19 protein-coding genes are annotated in these 19912 nt (G+C 62.0%); 12 read left to right on the forward strand and 7 right to left on the reverse strand.

The window, feature by feature from the left end:
- Nucleotides 1–109: 109 nt before the first annotated feature.
- Both AC0L3O_RS10830 and AC0L3O_RS10835 read left to right on the forward strand, forming a co-directional pair.
- The gene (locus tag AC0L3O_RS10830; protein WP_473535689.1) at nt 110–691 is read left to right on the forward strand and encodes a VOC family protein; all 582 of its coding nucleotides are present in this window, start codon (nt 110–112) and stop codon (nt 689–691) included.
- Nucleotides 692–718: 27 nt separating this feature from the next.
- A complete protein-coding gene (locus AC0L3O_RS10835; protein ID WP_473535688.1) occupies nt 719–1627 on the forward strand; it encodes a glutathione S-transferase family protein in 909 nt (302 codons plus the stop codon).
- Nucleotides 1628–2090: 463 nt separating this feature from the next.
- On the opposite strand, the gene AC0L3O_RS10840 is transcribed toward AC0L3O_RS10835, so the two are convergent.
- From AC0L3O_RS10840 to AC0L3O_RS10850, 3 genes are all read right to left on the reverse strand, one after another.
- Nucleotides 2091–2975, reverse strand: coding sequence for a hypothetical protein (locus tag AC0L3O_RS10840; protein WP_473615533.1), 885 nt, complete (start codon nt 2973–2975; stop codon nt 2091–2093).
- 526 nt (nt 2976–3501) lie between these two features.
- Nucleotides 3502–3759, reverse strand: a complete 258-nt coding sequence (locus AC0L3O_RS10845) for a hypothetical protein (protein ID WP_473535686.1) — start codon at nt 3757–3759, stop codon at nt 3502–3504.
- A gap of 332 nt (nt 3760–4091) precedes the next feature.
- Nucleotides 4092–4454, reverse strand: a complete 363-nt coding sequence (locus AC0L3O_RS10850; protein ID WP_473615534.1) for a hypothetical protein — start codon at nt 4452–4454, stop codon at nt 4092–4094.
- A 776-nt stretch (nt 4455–5230) separates the two neighbouring features.
- On the opposite strand from AC0L3O_RS10850, the gene AC0L3O_RS10855 reads away from it, so the two are divergent.
- From AC0L3O_RS10855 to phoB, 6 genes are all read left to right on the forward strand, one after another.
- Nucleotides 5231–6235, forward strand: a complete 1005-nt coding sequence (locus AC0L3O_RS10855; RefSeq protein ID WP_023797091.1) for a PstS family phosphate ABC transporter substrate-binding protein — start codon at nt 5231–5233, stop codon at nt 6233–6235.
- Between the two features lie 119 nt (nt 6236–6354).
- Entirely contained in the window at nt 6355–7743 is a 1389-nt protein-coding gene (pstC, locus tag AC0L3O_RS10860; RefSeq protein WP_473615536.1) for a phosphate ABC transporter permease subunit PstC, read from the forward strand.
- Entirely contained in the window at nt 7736–9349 is a 1614-nt protein-coding gene (gene pstA, locus AC0L3O_RS10865) for a phosphate ABC transporter permease PstA (RefSeq protein WP_128175411.1), read from the forward strand. Before pstC ends, pstA begins: the two co-directional genes overlap by 8 nt.
- Nucleotides 9350–9361: 12 nt before the next feature.
- Nucleotides 9362–10177 carry a phosphate ABC transporter ATP-binding protein PstB gene (gene pstB, locus AC0L3O_RS10870; RefSeq protein WP_023797094.1) on the forward strand — a complete coding sequence of 272 codons (816 nt, stop codon included), beginning with the start codon at nt 9362–9364 and terminating at the stop codon, nt 10175–10177.
- A gap of 35 nt (nt 10178–10212) precedes the next feature.
- Nucleotides 10213–10920, forward strand: a complete 708-nt coding sequence (phoU, locus tag AC0L3O_RS10875) for a phosphate signaling complex protein PhoU (RefSeq protein WP_023797095.1) — start codon at nt 10213–10215, stop codon at nt 10918–10920.
- Nucleotides 10921–10936: 16 nt separating this feature from the next.
- Nucleotides 10937–11626 carry a phosphate regulon transcriptional regulator PhoB gene (gene phoB / locus AC0L3O_RS10880; RefSeq protein WP_031254097.1) on the forward strand — a complete coding sequence of 230 codons (690 nt, stop codon included), beginning with the start codon at nt 10937–10939 and terminating at the stop codon, nt 11624–11626.
- A 269-nt stretch (nt 11627–11895) separates the two neighbouring features.
- Here the strand turns inward: phoB and AC0L3O_RS10885 are convergent, their stop codons facing one another.
- On the reverse strand, nt 11896–13143 hold the full coding sequence (locus AC0L3O_RS10885) for an ROK family protein (RefSeq protein WP_473535683.1): 1248 nt from the start codon (nt 13141–13143) through the stop codon (nt 11896–11898).
- A 264-nt stretch (nt 13144–13407) separates the two neighbouring features.
- Here AC0L3O_RS10885 and xylF point away from each other — a divergent pair, with 264 nt between their 5' ends.
- From xylF to AC0L3O_RS10905, 4 genes are all read left to right on the forward strand, one after another.
- Nucleotides 13408–14448 carry a D-xylose ABC transporter substrate-binding protein gene (gene xylF, locus AC0L3O_RS10890; RefSeq protein WP_473535682.1) on the forward strand — a complete coding sequence of 347 codons (1041 nt, stop codon included), beginning with the start codon at nt 13408–13410 and terminating at the stop codon, nt 14446–14448.
- Nucleotides 14449–14589: 141 nt separating this feature from the next.
- Entirely contained in the window at nt 14590–15909 is a 1320-nt protein-coding gene (locus AC0L3O_RS10895; protein ID WP_473535681.1) for a sugar ABC transporter permease, read from the forward strand.
- A gap of 93 nt (nt 15910–16002) precedes the next feature.
- A complete protein-coding gene (locus tag AC0L3O_RS10900; protein ID WP_473535680.1) occupies nt 16003–16797 on the forward strand; it encodes an ATP-binding cassette domain-containing protein in 795 nt (264 codons plus the stop codon).
- 113 nt (nt 16798–16910) lie between these two features.
- Nucleotides 16911–18554 carry a CHASE domain-containing protein gene (locus AC0L3O_RS10905; protein WP_023797102.1) on the forward strand — a complete coding sequence of 548 codons (1644 nt, stop codon included), beginning with the start codon at nt 16911–16913 and terminating at the stop codon, nt 18552–18554.
- A gap of 167 nt (nt 18555–18721) precedes the next feature.
- On the opposite strand, the gene AC0L3O_RS10910 is transcribed toward AC0L3O_RS10905, so the two are convergent.
- From AC0L3O_RS10910 to AC0L3O_RS10920, 3 genes are all read right to left on the reverse strand, one after another.
- A complete protein-coding gene (locus AC0L3O_RS10910; RefSeq protein ID WP_027153471.1) occupies nt 18722–18964 on the reverse strand; it encodes a YMGG-like glycine zipper-containing protein in 243 nt (80 codons plus the stop codon).
- 81 nt (nt 18965–19045) lie between these two features.
- On the reverse strand, nt 19046–19372 hold the full coding sequence (locus tag AC0L3O_RS10915) for a hypothetical protein (protein WP_023797104.1): 327 nt from the start codon (nt 19370–19372) through the stop codon (nt 19046–19048).
- Nucleotides 19373–19576: 204 nt separating this feature from the next.
- Nucleotides 19577–19828 carry a hypothetical protein gene (locus tag AC0L3O_RS10920; RefSeq protein ID WP_198032772.1) on the reverse strand — a complete coding sequence of 84 codons (252 nt, stop codon included), beginning with the start codon at nt 19826–19828 and terminating at the stop codon, nt 19577–19579.
- Nucleotides 19829–19912 lie beyond the last annotated feature (84 nt).

The following is a 19912-nucleotide window of genomic DNA, read 5'->3' on the forward strand; positions in this document are numbered from 1 at the left end:
ATTTAGCATCTCCTGATAATCCTCGTGCCAGGCACAAGCAGCACAACTGCGAGCGGCACCGGGGCGAGGTGAACACGACGACGACATCCGGCTGCCAGGGAGACGGCCAATGCAGAAGCTGCAATCGCAAGGCGTCCATCACATCACGCTGGTCGGCGCCGGGCGCCAGACCTCGATCGATTTCTGGGAAGGCGTGCTTGGCATGCCTTTCATCTTCGAGCAGCCCAACCTCGACAAGGCCAGCGAAAGCCACCTCTATTTCGATCCGGGCGACGGCCGGCTGATCACCATCTTCACCGACGAGAGCCGCACGCCGGTCAAACGGCGCACGCCGACCGATCCGGGCTGCGTCCATCACATCGCGTTTGCGGTGTCGCGGGTCACCTTCCTGCAGGCGGTCGCCCGGCTCGACGAGCGCGCCATCAAGCACAGCGGCGTCAAGGATCGCGGTTTTATGGATTCGATCTATTTCGAGGATCCGCTCGGCCTGCTGATCGAGCTCGCTTCCTACCGTTTCGAGCCGCCGGCGGGCTTCAACCATGCCGACGTGCTGATGCAGGCGCACAAGCTTCGCGTCGCGCGCGGCGACTACGCAATCGCCGAAGTGCATCTCGCCGACGCGATCCAGGCGCTGGTCGAGCGCTCCCGTGCGACCTTATCGGAAGACCGCGCGCCGAAAAATCCATACTGACGACAGGCCAAAAAAGGGAGGAACACAATGGCAAAGACGACCACGAAAAGTGCGAAGAAGCCGGCCGCCAAGGCCGCTACGAAACCAGCTGCCAAGGCGACAAAGCCTGCGGCCAAGGCGACAACGCCTGCGGCCAAGGCGTCAGGCGCTTCCGCCGAGCTGGCAGCGAAAGCCGCCGCAAAAGCTGCAGGTAAGGCGTCCGCGAAATCCGCGCGGAAGACCAAGGCGAAATCAGGAAAGAAGCCTGCGCTGACGCTCAGCATGCTGAAGCCGAGCGTCAACAATATGAGCGTACGGGTGTTTGCGCGCGCGGCCGGGCTCGACCATTCCGAGACCGACGTATGGGGCCACACGCGCTCGCCCGAGTATATGGCGCGAAACCCGGCCCATCTGACGCCGATGATCGAGGACAAGGGCCTGCCCAGGGGCGTGTTGTGGGAAAGCTGCGCCATCATGCAGTATCTCGCCAACAAGCACGGGCTGGAGAAATTATATCCCAAGGCGCCGGCCAAGCGGGCGATGATCGACAGCGCCATGTTCTATCTGATCGGCACGCTCTACCCCTATGTGGCGCGCGCCACCTATCCTGCGCTGAATTTCCCGCAATATGCCGGCGAGGTCGGCCACAGCGACGCTCATCCCGACAAGAAGGCGGAAGCCCAGAAGGCCGCTATAGCAGCGATAGCCGAGCCGCTGGAGGTCTTTCACAGCTTCTTCAGGAACGGCAAGCCGTTCATCGGCGGCAAGTACCCGTCGATCGCCGACATCCGCCTGGCGGCGACGCTCGAATTCCTGGCCGCCATCGACTACGCGCTGCCGCAATGGGCGAAGGAGTATATGGCGGCGATCGAAAAGAAGCTCGGCAAGGCCTATGCCGAGCCGGCCGCCGACGTGCGCGGCTATATCGCCTATGTGAAGTCGCAGGCAGGCGCGTGAGGCTTTCGCTCTCACGGTTTTGCTTGCCCAGGCCGATCTAAACCGAGCCCGAGGGCCCGCCGCCTTTTACCGGACGTAAGAATGTTTGAAGCGTCGACGAAGGAGCGACGGTTGACCTGCGGGCATCGATCCCGATGATGGGGCCAGCGCGGGTGGCGTCCATGGAAGGACTATATATGACCCGCAAACTACCCTTATTCGCCGCGTTCGGCCTGGCGCTTGCTGCCCTGGCGGCGTGTGACCAAACTCAATCGGGAGGAACGCAGGCGACGACCGCTGGCCAGTTGCCGCCACCTCCAGCCGACACGACGACGCCGGCACCCGCAACCCCGCCAGCTCAGACAGCCCCTGTTCAGTAGCAGATCGTCGTTTTCAAAAAGGAACCCTCGCCCCGAGAGGCGGGGTTCGCTTTTGCCATTTCAGCCGCAAATCGGTGCGGCATGACTGATGCTGCGCTTGTCGTTCAGGGACCGAACATTACAAGCTCGGTGAACGACAGATCTCCAAGCGAGGGTGGTCTGGGACCCCTAAAATATTTCAGCCCGCTGTTGGCGCGGTACCACCCGAACAGACCTCCAATCGGCTCCCTGGCGTCGACGACGCAAAGCAGGATGCCGCTTCGCAAAAGAAAGCGCCCGATGGCACCGGCGCACCGGCTCAAATCCGCGAGAGAGCGGCAATAGACGATCTGATAGGATGGGATAAGACCGCGCAATATCCGGCGCGGCATCAATACGAAAGGAAACGCTGCTCCGTCGCAAATGCAAATCAATGACCGGCAGTGAAGTGCTGAGTGTTCCGAGAGTATGTATCTCTCGCTGTCGGACAGCATCGCCATTTCCGCAAGATCGGGACGAGCTTCAAGCACGCGACATGACCGCTGCGCCAAACTAAAAGCCGGCAAGAAGGCAAATTGTCCGGTGGTGAAGGGCCGAAAGCCGAGCGCCCAGTTGGCTTTCAACGTTGCGGGCGCCGGCGAAATATTGGTGTAGGTCACGTCCCTTCGCTTGAGAATCGTCGTGACCAATTTGGCGCCATAGGGACGGAATTCTGCGTCGACGGACCAGCTTGAAAGGTTGCAGCGGACTTCGTCGCCTTCCTGCCCGGGATAACGGGTATAAAGGGTCAGCACAACGCCGACGATCCGATCGGCCTTCTCCAAGGCCAAGCCGTATTGTGGGAACTCGGCGACGGGAGGCCGCTGCGACAAACGGGTCAGCGCCTGTATCCAGTAACTCCGGTCACGCTTCGGAAACCCCCGGCACAGGCAGTCGACCACTCCTTCCCAATCTGCTTCGCGAATTGGTCGACAGCGAACGCCAGGAGGGAGAGCGCCAAGCACGGCCATAAGTCGACTTCCAGAATAGGCTAAAGCGCGTTGCGGCTGAACGGATCCAATGCGACGCGCTTAAGTTCTTGTTTTTATGCATGTCGTTATCGCAAAAACGCTGCGCAGCCTCGGGTCAGGCCCGAGGGCATGCTTTTGCGCGACATGCATCTTCGATATGCCTCATACGCTAACACGTTGGCGTACAACGATTAATAATATGTGCCGCATTTAAAGACGACTTTCTGCACTGATCACGAAGACGCAACGCAGATTGGCCACGACACGTCGACGAGCAGTTCCCGCCGGTTAAGGATTCGTTAACCAAATCCCTATCTACTGGTCGGCAATTCACCTCCAACCCGTGACCACGGATGTACTGGCGCGGTCGAGGTGGAAGGAAAGGTCGGCCATGTGCCGGCCTTTTTGTCTCGAGGGCTATTGTCGTCGGGCACCCTCAGCTTCAAGCGCAACGGCACGCTGATCGGGCCGATTCAGCCAAGCGTTGTTGGCGTCACCTTGAGAGATCGGACCGGTTCACCAGATATCAGTGTTGCCCGCGTCTCGCATTGACATGGCGTGCCAATTCCGGCGTCTCGAAGACGTAGTCGCTCCAGGCCGATTCCGGAATCTGACCGGCCAGATAGCATTCCAGCAAAAGACTTTGCTCAGGACTGAGAGGTCTCGGCGCGCGCTCATGGTCCATTCTCAGCGAGTGAAACAGACTTCTGGGCGAGTGAAGCAGATTTCCGGGCAAGTGAAACAGATTTCTGGTCACGTCCGAGACAGTGAAGTGGATCGACATGTGTTCGGTCTCCTTTGACCATCCAGCGCCCAGGGATCGGGATCGATCTCCGCTCCGCTGCCTTCGGTTCGGAAAGGACCATGCGCCAAATCAAAACGCTACAGCGTGTGTTGTGCGTCCAAAGCGACGCGCGGCGCTGCAATGGCTGTTTAACGTCGAAGGCCGGATAAGGTTCAACGCGGCTGGCGGTAACGCCGATCAGGCAGCCCGAAACCCACCAGGTCGGCTCATGCTCTCGGCCTGCGCGTCTGACCGAACCGCTGCGGCAGCTGCGCAGCAACGTTTTCAAGGCGGCGCATCTTTTTAGCTGCTAGCGCTTGAATGCCGGCTGGCTATTCGCAGACCATGCGGACCCGTTTTCCGGGTTGGCTGACGTTCCTGCAGGTGAGCGGTTTCGCCGGCTCGGATGACGGCGTCGGTGGTTGTTTGGCAATCCTGGCGATTTTCCTTCTCGGCGCCACGGAGGAGTCGATTTTGCGGGCCGCCGCTGTTTCCGGCGTTTCGGGCGCCGCAGGAAAGACATCGGTCTGCAGCAACTGCGGCTGTTCGGCTTGCGCCTGCTGCTGCGGCCGGTCCCAGAACCGCCGGACATCGAGCGGCCTTGGAATGACGACGGTGCCGTCGTAGCTGCGCGAGCAGCCGCTCCCTAGCAGCAGCATCGGGCACACGAAAAAAGGCAGGATCCGTCGCAACATCAGCAACATCCTTGCGGGATCTATAACGCGGCTTCGGTTCTACCGACAACCGTCGGAATACACTGCGGGCAAGGCTAGCGCATGACCCGGAGAATCGGAATCGATTTCGCTGGGGATCATGCGCAAAAATCAAAGTGCCGCAGCGTCCCTGGCGCGACTTTGCGCGATTGGGGGCGGGCATGGACGATTGCCTACCCAAGCCCATCAGCCCTAAGCCCATTAGCCCCAGGCGGCGTCTTGCTCGAAAAGGTCCGCGGACGGGAAATCCACGCGCGGGATAGCCACGTCAGCCTGTCGGGTCCAGCCGATTCGGCGACGCGTTGCGACAAGACTATGGTGCGATCGCACCATACCAAAGCATGCGTCCGGTTGGAACAATGAGCGCATTCGAGTTCCGCTCCTCCAGTTACGGGCGGGAGCAGCGACCGCCGGCAAGAAGCAGGGTCAGATTTACCCCAACGGACCTGCTTCGGCGATGGCACGGCCATGACCTCCTTGGCCGCATGCAACGCGCTCCCGCCCGGATTTTCTTTTTCGGCGCCAATTGTTCGCCCGTCCAGGCAAATGCCGGCCGCAATTCGCGCAAGCTGCTGATTCCAGCGGCAAACCACGGCTGTACCGGCGAGACCCGCGGCCCTTCCTTTTGACAGGGCTGTGCGGCGGTTACCGGGCTGACATCAAACTGTCATGTGACTGTAATAATCGGGGGCTATGGCCTCAGCGGGCGCCGAAGGAATGGCGCCGAGAGACCATTTTTCCGAACAGGAGCAGGCCACATGAAGAAATTCCTCCTTACGGCGTCGGCCGCGGCGCTTGCGCTCGCCGCGTCGGCTGGTTATGCCGCCGCGCGCGACCAGATTCAAATCGTTGGTTCGTCCACAGTGTTCCCCTTCACGACGGCTGTCGCTGAAAAGCTCGGCCAGAGCGGAAAGATCAAGACCCCGGTTGTCGAGTCGACTGGCACCGGCGGCGGCATGAAGCTGTTTTGCCAGGGCGTCGGCGAAAATACCGCCGACTTCACCAATGCCTCGCGCGCCATCAAGGATAGCGAGCTTAAAACCTGCAAGGCAAACGGCGTGACGCCGGTCGAGATCAAGGTGGGCTTCGACGGCATCGTACTGGCCAACTCGAAGGCAGGGACTGTCGTCGATCTGACCAAGGAACAGGTTTTCAAGGCGCTCGCCAAGAACGTCGCTGTTGACGGCAAGGTCGTCCCCAACCCCTACAAGAACTGGTCGGATGTCGATGCATCGCTTCCCGCGACAAAGATCGAGGTGCTTGGCCCGCCGCCGACTTCCGGCACGCGCGATGCATTCGTCGAGCTCGTCATGGATGCGGCCTGCCAGGAAGAAGTGAAGGCGGCTAATGAAAAGGGCTGCGGCGAGATCCGCGAAGACGGCGCTTTTGTCGAGGCCGGCGAAAACGACAATCTGATCGTCCAGAAGCTGGAAGCCAACCCCAATGCCTTCGGCGTCTTTGGCTTCTCGTTCCTTGACCAGAACGCCGACAAGCTGCAGGGCCACAAGGTCGATGGCGTCGAGCCGACTTTCGAGAACATCGCATCCGGCGATTACGGCGTTTCCCGCTCGCTCTTTGTCTATGCCAAAAAAGAGCATGTCGGCGTCATCCCCGGCATGCAGGAGTTCATCGCCGAGTACACCTCGGAGGCTGCATGGGGTCCTGATGGTTATCTGGCCGACAAGGGCCTGATCCCGCTGCCGGACGCCGAGCGCGCCAAGTCGGCCGAAAACGCCAAGGCCCTGAAGGGCATGGGCTCCTGATGTTCGGGGGTCCGAGCGTACCGCTCTGACCCCTCATATCCTAAAGCACAAAGCGCGGGACCATAGGTCCCGTGCTTTGAGCCGGTGAATGACCGGCGGTCGAGGGGACGTCCCGAATCATGGTCGGTTATCTCGTTGTTCTTCTGGTGGTTCTGGCCGCTGCTGCCTATTGGCTCGGCCGGACCCGCGCCATTGCCAGCGTCAATGGCAACGTCGCGCGACTGCATTCGCTGCCTGGCCAGCATGGCATGTTTCTGGCGCTTTTTGCTGCCGGTCCCGCGCTGCTTGCGATCGTGTTGTGGTCGCTGGTGACGCCAGGAATTGAATCGTCGATCGTTACCGACCGCTTCTCCTCCGAGTTGTCGGGAATGGGCGTCCCGCAGGTCGAAGCTTTCATCCGCGACGCTCGCGCGATGGCCTTTGGCGGGCTTGTCGGCTTTGCCGATCCAACGAAAGAGGCGGCCGCCGCGCTCTACAAATCGGTCCATGCGACCAGCACCTGGATCATCTGGACCGTCGCGCTCGTGCTTTCCGCGTCCGGATTTTACTGGGCCTATTCACGCATCGCACAGGCCTACCGGGCGCGCCACGTGGTCGAGCGCGTTCTTCGCGCATTCTTGATCGCCTGTTCGGTGGTCGCGATCCTGACGACGATCGGCATCGTCCTGTCGCTGATCTTCGAGTCGCTGCGGTTCTTCCAACAGGTGCCGTTCTACAAGTTCCTGTTCGGCACGCATTGGTCGCCGCAGAGCGCCTTCACCGGCGCGGGAGCGGAGGCCGGGGCGGTCAACGAGAACATTTTTGGCATGGTGCCGCTCTTTGCCGGCACGTTGCTCATCACCTTCATCGCCATGCTGGTGGCTGCGCCTATCGGGCTGATGGCTGCGATCTACCTTTCGGATTACGCCTCCAAAAGCGTCCGCGCGGTCGCAAAGCCGGTTCTGGAAATCCTCGCCGGCATTCCGACCGTCGTCTACGGCTTCTTCGCCGCGCTGACGGTTGCGCCCTACTTCCGCGGTATCGGCGAAAGCCTGGGCCTCAACGTCGCGTCTGAATCCGCGCTCGCCGCAGGCGTGGTCATGGGTATCATGATCATTCCCTTCGTTTCCTCGCTTTCCGACGATGTGATCAACGCCGTTCCGCAATCCCTGAGAGACGGTTCCGCGGGCCTCGGCGCGACCAAGTCGGAAACCATCCGCAAGGTGGTCCTTCCCGCTGCCCTTCCGGGCATCGTTTCGGCAATGCTGCTTGCCGTCAGCCGCGCAATCGGCGAAACGATGATCGTAGTCATGGCGGCGGGGCTGGCGGCAAACCTCACGGCAAATCCGCTCGAAGCGGTCACCACCGTGACCGTGCAGATCGTGACACTGCTTGTGGGCGACCAGGAGTTCGACAGCGCCAAGACGCTTGCAGCCTTCGCACTCGGCCTGGTGCTGTTCTGCATCACGCTTACCCTCAACATCGTCGCTTTGCGCGTCGTCCAGAAATACCGAGAGCAATATGACTGATGCGATCTCGTCATTCGGCGCCGTCGGACGGCCGGTCAGCGTTCATACCGACGATGCCGCGAAGGCGCGGCTGAAGGGCCGCTACCGCACGGAAAAATGGTTCAAATGGCTCGGCGCCGCAGCTGTCGCGTTGGCCGGCTTGTTCCTTGTGCTGCTCCTGTCGACGATCGTCACGCAGGCGATTCCGGCGCTGCGGCAGAACTATGTGACGCTGCCGATCGATCTTTCAGCGGCCAAGGTCGACCCGGCGAAACTCGACGAAGTGAACTACGACGCCATCGCTCAGGAAGCGCTTACGGCAAAATTTCCGGATGTGAAGAGCCGCCAGGACAAGCGCCTGCTGCGCGGGCTGATTTCCACCGGCACAGGCGTGTTCCTGCGCAAGGATATTGCGGCTGATCCGGGGATGCTCGGAGGAACGGTGGACTATGCGGTTCCAGTTGACGATTTTGCCGACCTCTATCTCAAGGGTTTGCTTGCCGACGTCGGTTCGGACGAAGCGATTTCGACAAGCGTCACGCCTTCGGAAACCAGCGGCGACATCGATCTGACCTTCGGCGACGATGCCATGCTGGCGCTGGCGCGCGGCCATGGTGCGACCGAGGGCGAAAACGGCATGTTTACGCTGACGAGCGGCGCGTCGTCGCTGCTGGTCGCGTTCAATGGCGGCACGGTCAAGCTGACCTCGCTGTCGTCTGCGGCCAACGGCACGGTGATCGCAAAAGGCACGGTGATCGAGGCGCTGGACAGCACGGCGCCCGCCGCGAGCGGCCAGGCATTCCTGCGCGTCATCGAGACGCCGGAAGCATCGCGAAAGATTTCGGACAAGGTGATCGTCTGGCTCGACACGCTGAAGAGCGCCGGCCTGATCGAAAGCCGGTTCAACTCGATCTTCTTCTTCACCGGCGCAAGCCGCGAGCCGGAATTGGCTGGTGTCTGGGGCGCGGTCGTCGGATCGTTCCTGACCATGATCGTAACCCTCGCAATCGCCTTCCCGATCGGCGTTTCAGCGGCGATCTATCTTGAGGAATTTGCGCCCAAGAACCGGCTGACGACGATGATCGAAGTGAATATCAACAATCTGGCGGCGGTGCCTTCGATCGTCTTCGGCCTGCTTGGACTTGCCGTATTCCTGAATTTCTTCGGCATGCCGCGCTCAGCCCCGGTGGTCGGCGGCATGGTGCTGGCGCTGATGACCCTGCCGATCATCATTATCGCCTCGCGCGCTTCGCTGCGCGCCGTGCCGCCTTCGATCCGCGAGGCGGCGCTTGGCATCGGAGCGTCCAAGGTCCAGACCGTATTCCATCACGTCCTGCCACTGGCGATGCCGGGCATCATGACCGGCACCATCCTCGGAATGGCGCATGCGCTCGGCGAAACCGCGCCGTTGCTGATGATCGGCATGGTCGCCTTCATCGTCGACATTCCCGGCGGCTTCACCGATCCCGCGACGATCCTGCCGGTGCAGATTTTCATGTGGGCGGATTTCCCGGAAGCGGGGTTCCAGCAGAAGACTTCGGCGGCGATTTTGATTTTGCTGGTGTTTTTGGTCATCATGAACGCCATCGCGGTGATACTGCGCAGGCGCTTCGAGCGGCGCTGGTAAGGAGTAGAGGATATGAACATCATGACGGAAGCCGGCGTCGAGCAGAAACTGAGCAGCGCAACCAACGCCCCTTCGATCAAGATGAAGGGCGAAAAGGTCTCTGTTCACTACGGCGAGAAGCGAGCTCTGTTCGACGTCGATCTCGATGTCCGCGAGCATCAGGTGACGGCGTTGATCGGGCCATCGGGCTGCGGCAAGTCGACGTTCCTGCGTTGCCTGAACCGAATGAACGACACCATCGATATCGCGCGGGTGAGCGGCAAGATCACGCTCGACGGCGAGGACGTCTACGATCCGAAAATCGATGTCGTCGAGCTGCGAGCTCGCGTCGGCATGGTATTCCAGAAGCCGAATCCGTTTCCGAAGTCGATCTACGAAAACGTCGCCTACGGTCCGCGCATCCACGGCCTGGCCAGGAGCAAGGCCGAGTTGGACGGCATCGTCGAATCGAGCCTGAAGAAGGCCGGCCTGTTCAACGAGGTCAAGGATCGCCTGCTCGAGTCGGGTACCGGACTGTCCGGCGGACAGCAGCAGCGCCTGTGCATCGCGCGCGCCATCGCGGTGTCGCCGGAAGTGATCCTGATGGACGAGCCCTGTTCGGCGCTCGATCCGATCGCCACCGCCCGCGTCGAGGAACTGATCGACGAACTGCGCCAGAACTATACGATCGTCATCGTCACCCATTCGATGCAGCAGGCGGCGCGCGTGTCGCAACGCACGGCGATGTTCCATCTCGGCTATCTGGTCGAGGAGGGCGCGACCGACAAGATGTTCACCAACCCCGACGACAAGCGCACCCAGGACTACATCACCGGCCGGTTCGGCTGAGCGGTCCGGCGAATTTCGAACACGAGGACAGCACCATGGGTGAACACACCGTCGCATCTTTCGACGAGGAACTGGAGCACATCGACCGGCTGATCCGCGACATGGACGAGCTCGCCGCCGCAATGGTCGCGGCCTCGATCCGCGCGTTGCTTGCGTCGGACAATGCGATGGCGCAGCGCGTCGTCTCGGACGACGCCATCATGGATGCGCGGCAGCGCGAACTCGATGACAGCGCCATCACGCTGATCGCCAAGCGGCAGCCGATGGCGCAGGATCTGCGCGCCGTGGTTGGCGCAATCCGCATGGCGGGCGATCTCGAGCGCATCGGCGATCTGGCCAAGAACATAGCCAAGCGGGTCAGCGCAGTCGGGCAGAGCGCGACGCCGCGTAATCTGTCGCACGGTATCGACGCGATGGCGGACCTCGTTCTTGTGCAGCTGCGCGGCGTGGTCGAGCACTATGTGTCGCGCGATGCCGGCGCGTTGAAGGAACTGCGCGCCGACGACCAGAAGATCGACGTGAAATACACGGCGGTTTTTCGCGAGCTCCTGACCTACATGATGGAGGATCCGCGCAACATCACCGCCTGCACGCACCTTCTGTTCTGCGCCAAGAATCTCGAGCGTATCGGCGATCACGTCACCAACATCGCCGAAAACGCCTACTTTGTCGTGACCGGGCAGCAATTGCCGGCGGATCGCCCGAAGCTCGACGAAACGACGATGTCGGCGCCGGCGACATGACAGGAGTGACCGGCCGATGATCGCGCCGCGCATCATGGTGGTGGAGGATGAAGAGCCGCTGGGCGTCCTCCTCCGTTACAATCTTGAATCCGAAGGCTATCAGGTCGAGGTGGTGACGCGCGGCGACGAGGCCGAAATCCGGCTGCAGGAAAACGTGCCCGATCTTTTGGTGCTCGACTGGATGGTGCCGGCGGTTTCCGGCATCGAGCTTTGCCGGCGCCTTCGGGTGCGCCCCGAAACCGAGCGGCTGCCGATCATCATGCTGACCGCGCGCGGCGAGGAGAGCGACCGGGTGCGCGGCCTTTCGACCGGAGCCGACGACTATCTGGTCAAGCCGTTCTCGACACCGGAATTCATGGCCAGGGTCAAGGCGCTGCTGCGCCGCGCCAAGCCGGAAGTGCTGTCCAGCGTGCTCAAGGTCGGCGACATCATGCTCGATCGTGAATCGCACCGGGTCTATCGCAAGAAGAGCGAGATCCGGCTCGGGCCGACCGAATTCCGGCTGCTCGAATTCATGATGCGCCACCCGGGCCGGGTCTTCTCGCGCAGTCAGTTGCTCGACAATGTCTGGGGCGAGACGATCTACATCGACGAGCGCACGGTGGACGTCCATGTCGGCCGGTTGCGCAAGGCGGTCAACAATGGTCGCATGCCCGATGTCATCCGCACCATCCGCGGCGCCGGCTATGCGATCAGGGAAGACTAGCTAGGGATGTGCTGATATTCAGGTGATGCCGGCCTGCGAACGGCGGCTTCCTGCGCTTACCTACAGCGCCGCGCGCCCTGTTGGGCACGCAAAGGACGCTGTAGAACTTTGATTTTGCGCACGACCTTTCCGAAATCGATCTCGATTTCGGGGTCATGCGCGGGCTCACGTACCCAAAAGTACGCTCCGCTCCGGTTCTCGGAACCCACCATTCTCGACTCGGCCTGACCTGAATCTCAACACACCCCAAGTCGCGACCCGGGAATCCTTCAAGCCACGTTCTTTCCGACCGAGCCGGCTCGTGCCTGGATGCTCGGCGCGAAAATCTCCTGGTCGACGAAGCTTAGCGCCCGCATGGCGCAACCTTCGCGGATCAGCGGCAGCTCGTTCGGCTCGGTGTCGAAGGAAATCGAACCCGAATGCTGGCCGCCGGCGGTCTGGGCGATGGCCTCGCGCAGGGCCGGCTCGATCAGGTCGAAGGCGGCAGCGCTGGCGCCGACCATGGCCACCGGCGCCGGATCGATCAGCGCAAACAGGCTGCCGAGCCCGAAGCCGAGCGCCTCGCCGGCCTTGCGGTAGGCTTCGCGCTCCGGTCCGTCCATCTCGCGCGCCCGGGCCGCCAAGGCCCGCATGTCGGCGTCGCTGACATCGGCGACCGGCTCGGCGTTCTCGCTCAACAGCCTTGCGTTGCGCCAGATGGCGTAGTTGCCGGCATAAGCCTCGACGCAGCCGCGCCGCCCGCAGCGGCAAAGCGCGCCGCCCGGCCGATGGATCATGTGGCCGAATTCGCCGCCTGAGGAGTGGGTGCCGGTGAACAGCTCGCCCTTCAGCACCAGCCCCATACCGATGCCGTGCGAGAGCAGGATGGCGATGAAATCGTCGCGGTAGCGATCCGGGTGGCGCCAGCGCAGCGCCACGGCCATCATGTTGCAGTCGTTCTCCATGATGGCAGGGATGCCGAACTCGCGTTCCAGAATGTCGGCGAAGGCGATGTTCGTCTGCGGCGTGATCGGCGACCACAACATGGCGCGCGCGTGGGAATCGGTGATGCCCTGGATCGCCAGCGCGATGCGGGCGACGCTTTGGACATCGAGGTCGGGATCTTCGAGCCGGCGCCGGACGATGGCGACACATTCGTCGATCAGCGCGTCACGCGACATGGTCAGCGTGTCCAGCCGGCGCTGTTCCTCGGCGACCACTTGCCCGGCATAATTGATGACGGCGACCGACAGGAAATTCAGCGACAACACGACGGCCAACACCGCAGCGGCTTGCGGATTGAGGCTGAGGCCGACCTGCGGCCGGCCGCGTTTCAACGAAACCGTCTCGCTCGCCTTGCTCTCGGCCAGGATGCCTTCCTGGATCAGGTCGGCAGAGATCGCCGATATGGTCGAATGGCTGAGGCCGGTGGTCGCGGCGATCTCGGTCCGCGACGGCTGGCCTGCCCGGCGCACGGCCGAAATCACCATCGCCCGGTTGCGCCGGCGCAGATCGTCATGACGGATTCCCACCGACATTTTTTTTTCCTCCTCATTGCCGCGGCCGCTCATGAATCGGAAGCCGTCGGTATGCCGGACAAATACTGGCAGAAGCAGAAGGGGCTGTCATTATTTATTCCGAGCCTCGAAAAAAAGCCCGACAGGACGTCAAAATCCATCAGAATTGGTGTTGACAGTGCTTCGGCGTTGGACCAGTATTTTTTCGAGGCTCGAAAAAATAGAGCCTTTGTGCCGGCCTTCGGGCCAGTTGGTCGCGCCCTACGCGGCGCAGGGAGGAATATCATGAAGAGATTCGCAGCCGCCATTCTGGCGGGGGTCGCCATGTCGCTGACGCTCGCGTCGGCCGCGCAGGCCAAGGACAAGGTCATTGGCGTTTCGTGGTCGAACTTCCAGGAAGAGCGTTGGAAGACCGACGAAGCCGCCATGAAGGCGGCGATCGAGGCCGACGGCGACAAATATATCTCCGCTGACGCACAGTCCAATCCAGGCAAGCAGCTGACCGACGTCGAAAGCCTGATCTCGCAGGGCGCCAACGCGCTGATCATCCTTGCGCAGGATGCCTCGGCCATCGGTCCGGCGGTGCAGAAGGCGCTGGACGAAGGCATTCCGGTCGTCGGCTATGACCGGCTGATCGAGAACAAGGACGTCTTCTATCTGACCTTCGACAACCAGGAAGTCGGCCGCATGCAGGCCCGCGAAGTGTTCAAGGTGGCGCCGGAAGGCAATTACGTCTTCATCAAGGGCTCGGGCGCCGACCCTAATGCCGATTTCCTGTTCGCCGGTTCCATGGAAGTGCTCAAGGATGCCATCGACAGCGGCAAGATCAAGAATGTCGGCGAGGCTTATACGGACGGCTGGCTTCCCGCCAACGCCCAGAAGAACATGGAACAGTTCCTGACCGCCAACGACAACAAGGTCGATGCGGTGGTTGCCGCCAATGACGGCACCGCCGGTGGCGTCGTCGCGGCGCTGACGGCGCAAGGCCTGGCCGGATCCGTCCCGGTTTCGGGCCAGGACGGCGACCATGCCGCGCTGAACCGTATCGCGCTCGGCACACAGACCGTATCGGTGTGGAAAGACGCGCGCGAGCTCGGCAAGAACGCCGCCGAGATCGCCTCGCAGCTGGCCGACGGCAAGCCGATGACAGACATTGCCGGCGTCAAGGATTTCACCACGCCGGGCGGCAATGTCGTCAAGTCGCTGTTCCTGACGCCGGTTGCCATCACCAAGGACAATCTCAACGTCGTCATCGACGCCGGCTGGATCAAGCAGGAAGAGGTCTGCGCCGGCGTGGCGGCGGGCACCGTCCCGGTCTGCAACTGATCCGCCTTCGCCAAAAAAACCTGAAACGCCGCGGCTTCACGCCGCGGCGTTTTTTTCAAAAGAGTTGTTTTTCCGCGTCTCGCGGGTAATTTCTAAGCTGCTTCCGGCATCCGCGGCAGACGGCAACGGTGGGAGGACATCATGACCGACACGACTTCCAACACGCCGGTTGCTGATCGGGCGCGTGAATCCGAGCTCAGCCCCTTCGGCCGCTTCCTCAAGGCGACCGAGCTCGACATACGCATGCTCGGCATGGTCGGCGCGCTGCTGATCATCTGGGTTGGAATCCACATCCTGTCGGGCGGGCTGTTCCTCACGCCGCGCAATCTCTGGAACCTGTCGGTGCAGACTTCCTCGGTCGCGATCATGGCGACCGGCATGGTGCTGGTCATCGTGATGCGCAACATCGATCTTTCGGTCGGCTCCGTCGAAGGCGTCATCGGCATGGTGATGGGCGTTGCGCAGGCAGAATTCCTCATCCGCGTCATGGGATTCCAGCTTGGAAATCCCTGGATATGGGTCATCGCACTGGCTGCCGGCGTGGCGCTCGGCCTCATGATCGGCGCGCTTCAGGGCTTCATCATCGCCTATCTCGAGGTTCCGGCCTTCATCGTGACGCTGGGCGGCCTGCTGATCTGGCGCGGCATGGCGTGGCTGATGACGAGCGGGCGCACCGTCGCGCCGCTCGATGCCACGTTCCAGCTGATGGGTGGCGGGCCGCGTGGCTCGATCGGGGCGACCGCGAGCTGGATCGTCGGCATTCTCGCCTGTGTGGCCGTCGCCTTGATGCTGCTCAACGGCCGGTCGCAGCGCAAGCGCTTCAAGTTTCCGTTGCGCCCGGTCTGGGCGGAGAGCCTGCTTGGTGTTGTCGCCTGCGCCGCCATCCTCGGCGCCGTCTGGATCGCCAATTCCTACCCCTGGCCGATCGGCATCGTTCGCCAATACGCCCAGCGGAACGGCATCACCATCCCCGAAGGCGGGCTGTTCCTCGCCCATGGCATCGCCATACCGGTGCTGATCGCGGTCGCAGTCGGCATCGTCATGACCTTCATCACCCGGCGCACCCGTTTCGGCCGCTACGTCTTTGCCATCGGCGGCAACCCGGAAGCGGCGGAACTCGCCGGCATCAACACGCGCTGGGTGACCATGAAAGTGTTCATGATCATGGGCGTTCTGGCCGCGATCAGCGCGGCAATTGCTTCGGCCCGCCTCAATGCGGCGACCAATGCGCTGGGCACGCTGGACGAACTCTTGGTCATCGCAGCAGCCGTCATCGGCGGCACGTCGCTGGCCGGCGGCTCCGGCACGGTGCTCGGCGCCATGCTGGGCGCGCTTCTGATGCAGTCGCTGCAGTCCGGCATGGTGTTGCTCGGCATCGATTCGCCGCTTCAGAGCGTCGTCGTCGGCGCCGTGCTGGTCGTCGCCGTCTGGCTCGACACCGTCTACCGCAAGCGGGTCTGAGCATGATCCCGAGCCGAAGGTCCGAATCAGCGAAAAGTGGACATCCGTTTCGGTCCAGCATCATGCTCGGCAAAACCATGGAAAGGAACGATCATGGCTGACACGACTGCTCCCACGCCACTGATCGACATGCGCAACATCTCGATTGCCTTCGGCGGCATTCGCGCCGTCGACGATGCGTCGATCGACCTTTTCCCGGGCGAGGTCGTGGCGCTGCTCGGCCACAACGGTGCGGGAAAGTCGACCCTGATCAAGATCCTGTCCGGCGCCTACAAGCGCGATTCGGGCCAAATCTTCGTCAATGGCGAGGAGGCTTCGATCGCCAATCCGCGCGACGCCAAGAAATACGGCATCGAGACGATCTACCAGACGCTGGCGCTCGCCGACAATGTCGACGCCGCCGCCAACCTGTTCCTCGGCCGCGAGCTGATGACCGGCTGGGGCACGCTCGACGATGGCGCCATGGAGGCCGAGGCGCGCAAGGTGATGGGCAGGCTCAATCCCCGCTTCCAGCGTTTCAAGGAGCCGGTGGTCAAGCTTTCGGGCGGCCAGCGGCAGTCGGTGGCGATCGCGCGCGCCATCCTGTTCAACGCCCGCATCCTGATCATGGATGAGCCGACGGCGGCACTGGGACCGCAGGAAACGGCGCAGGTCGGCGAACTGGTCATGCAGCTCAAGGCCGACGGCATCGGCATCTTCCTGATCAGCCATGACATCCACGATGTGTTCGAGCTTGCCGACCGCGTCTGCGTCATAAAGAATGGCCGGGTCGTTGGAACGGCGCGCACCGGCGACGTGACTCAGGACGAGGTGCTCGGCATGATCATTCTGGGCAAGTGCCCGCCCGGCGCCATTCCGGGACCAGGCGCGCTGAAGATCGCCGCCTGAAGCGTCAAATACCTGTCATGTGATATGCCAGCCGTCATGATGGTTTGGCCGCGCCATTGTGTTGCCACGGGGACTTGCCCATAAGATGGGAAACCATGGGTCGCAGCAGCAATTTGAAGAAGTTCTTCCCGATCGTCGCGTTCATTGCCGTCGCGCTGATCAGCCTGACAATGGCGGGATTCGCCTATTTCGCCACCCAGGAAGCGGCGCGCATCAAATTCGAGGCGACGGCGGACGACGCCCTCAACCGGATCGATAGCCGCATCGACCTGCATCTGTCACTGCTGCGATCGACACATGCGCTGTTCGAGGCTCGCAATGGTGACATTTCGCGGGGCGAGTTCAAGGCGTTCTTCGATGCGCTGGGTATCAACGACAATTTCGCCGGCCTGCGCGGCATCGGCTTTCTCCGGCTGGTGAGAGCCGGCGACGAGGCAGCGGTCGAGCGTGCTATCCTGCACGACTATGGCGTCAGCGATGCGATCTATCCGGCCACGACGACGCTGCCATGGCGTGCGCCCATCACGCTGTTCGAGCCGCTGGACCCTTCCAATCAATCCGGCATCGGCTACGACATGTTCACCGAACCGGTGCGGCGCGAGGCGATCGAAAGGGCGATGGCCGACAACCAGCAGCACGCGAGCGGGCGCGTGCAGCTAGGCCAGGAAACAGGTGCTGCGCAGACCTTCACCGGCTTCCTGGTCTTCGTGCGGCTCAACATCGAAACCGCGGCGGACGGCATCGATGCGTCCAGATCCTCGACAACAGGCTTGCTTTATGCGGCGTTCCGCGCCCGCGACCTGTTCCAGACCGCGCTCAGCCGGACGCCGCTGCTGCCGGTCAACATCGAAATCTATGACGGCAAGGTGGATGCCGACCATCTTTTGTTCCAGTCGGAAACGCCGCCGGCGTCGGGCTTCGGAGACAGGTTGCTGGTTTCTCGCGAACTCACCATCGCCGGACGTCCATGGACCGTCCTGTTCAGGCCGACAAGCGCCTTCTCGCAACCGTCCTCGCGCGCCATTCCGGTGATGCTCGGCCTGTTCGGGCTGCTGCTCGCGGGCACCATCGCGCTGGTGGCCCGCTATCAGGAGCGGGCCTATGACGCGGTCTCGCTGCTTCATGAGACGACGGAAAAGAGCCTGCTCGAAAAAGACCTGATGCTGCAGGAGATGAAGCACCGCATCAAGAACTCGATCACGCGGGTGCTGGCGATCGCGCGCCAGACGGCATCGCATGCCACCGACGTCCACGAGTTCTCGTCTTCTTTTTCGGCCCGGCTGCAAGCGATGGCGGCTTCTCAGGACATGCTGACGCGCTCGCGCTGGCAGAAGGCCGATCTTGGCGATCTCTTGCGCATCGAGCTTGGCCAGGTGTTCGGCAAGGAGCTTCCTGACGGGATATTGTCGGGGCCAGAGGTGTTGCTCGACGAGACGACGACGCAAGCGCTCGGCCTGACCTTTCACGAACTGGCGACGAACGCGCTAAAATATGGCGAAACCGGCAATTCGGCCATTACCAGGAACGGCGACTGGTCGCTCAAAGTCGACTGGTCGGTCGAAGGCCACAGGAGCGACCGAACGTTGGTTCTCAATTGGCGCGAAGCCGGCAAGAAGAAGCTCGAACCACCGGTCAAAACAGGTTTTGGCACCAAGCTGATCGATCTGAACGTGACGCGCGAATTGCGCGGTACGATCAATCGCGATTTTCACGATAGCGGGCTAAGCGTGGAAATCAGGATCCCGCTGTCGGACTGAAACACTGCCGCAAACCGACCGATTTCAAAGGCGCCCAAATGCAGCGCCCCAAATACAGCGTGCCAAATACAGCGTGCCAAATACAGCGTCCCAAAATACAGCGTCCAAGTAAACAGAGACCGGCTCGTCCGGTCTCCGCTTCCAATGCCTCTTGCGTTTGAAACGGATCAGCAGCGCGCCGTAAACAGACGTCCACGGTTGTCGCGGTACTGGCAATAGCCATTGCGCAGGTTGCGCACCAGCAGGCCGGTACCGGCACCGATGGCTGCGCCCACCAGCGCACCCTTGCCGCCGTCAATCAGGCCGCCGGCCAGAGCGCCGACACCGGCGCCGACGCCGACATCCTGTTCGGTGGTGCTGCAACCGCTGACCGCGATTGCGGCAACCATGGCAATAATCATCTTCCGCATAGGGTCACTCCTCGCCTTTGTCCTCACTTGTAGCTCCGCCCGTCATTTATCACGCGAAAAAGTGTTTTGCCCTGCTCGATTTCATTGTTGGCTAAGAGAATCTTTTTCGGGGCGCGCGCCGCTCGAGGCAAGCTCGAGGTCGGAAATCTCCACGGAAGCGTCGAGGGTGCCGTCCGGGCGTACGTTCCAGACGATCCGGTCGTAGTCATCCTCAAGTGCCGGATCGACGGAAAGGCATTTGGCAATGATGCGCGGAGCCTGACCCTGCACATCGCCCATGGCAAACGGACGCGCCGCGGTGCACTCCTGAGCGGTTTCGAAAACGCTCACCGATACGGGCAGTTCGCGGCACTCGGTCATCGTGTTCGAACAGCCGATGACCAGCAGCACGGCAGCGATATGTTCCATGGCGACGGTCCTCCCGCCATAGAACGGGCCACATCCGCCAAAGTTCCGGCGATACAGGCCCGCGCGACCATGGAGAACAGGCCGACATCAGGCAAGCACGAGCCGCCGGCCGCTTTGCGTCCGACGCTTTGCTTAAAATTGTTATCGCAAAACCACTGCACACCCTTGGTTCAGGCCCGAGGGGCCTGCTTCTGCGCGAATGCATCAGACCAACTGGAACGCGGCGGCCAGGACGACCACTGCAGCTAGCCCGATTGCGGCGAGGCCGGGAATCGGCAGGGAATCACGGGGCGACCGCATTGCGGATGCTTCGATATCCTGAAACCCGCTCATCGAAACGCGTGCGGCCTGTTCCAGCCTGTTGATGTCGGCAACCGTCAAAGCCATTTCTCCTGTAGTGCGCAGCAAACTGCGATCGAAAACGTCGTGCGGAGTGGTGCCTGAGAAAAACAGCATCGAACCTTATGGTGAACAGATGGTTAAAGCCGGCGCGGCTGGTATCAATCCCCACCCCTCATGGCCCCCACACCCCACCCGCCG

This window comes from Mesorhizobium sp. WSM4810, from assembly GCF_055811235.1.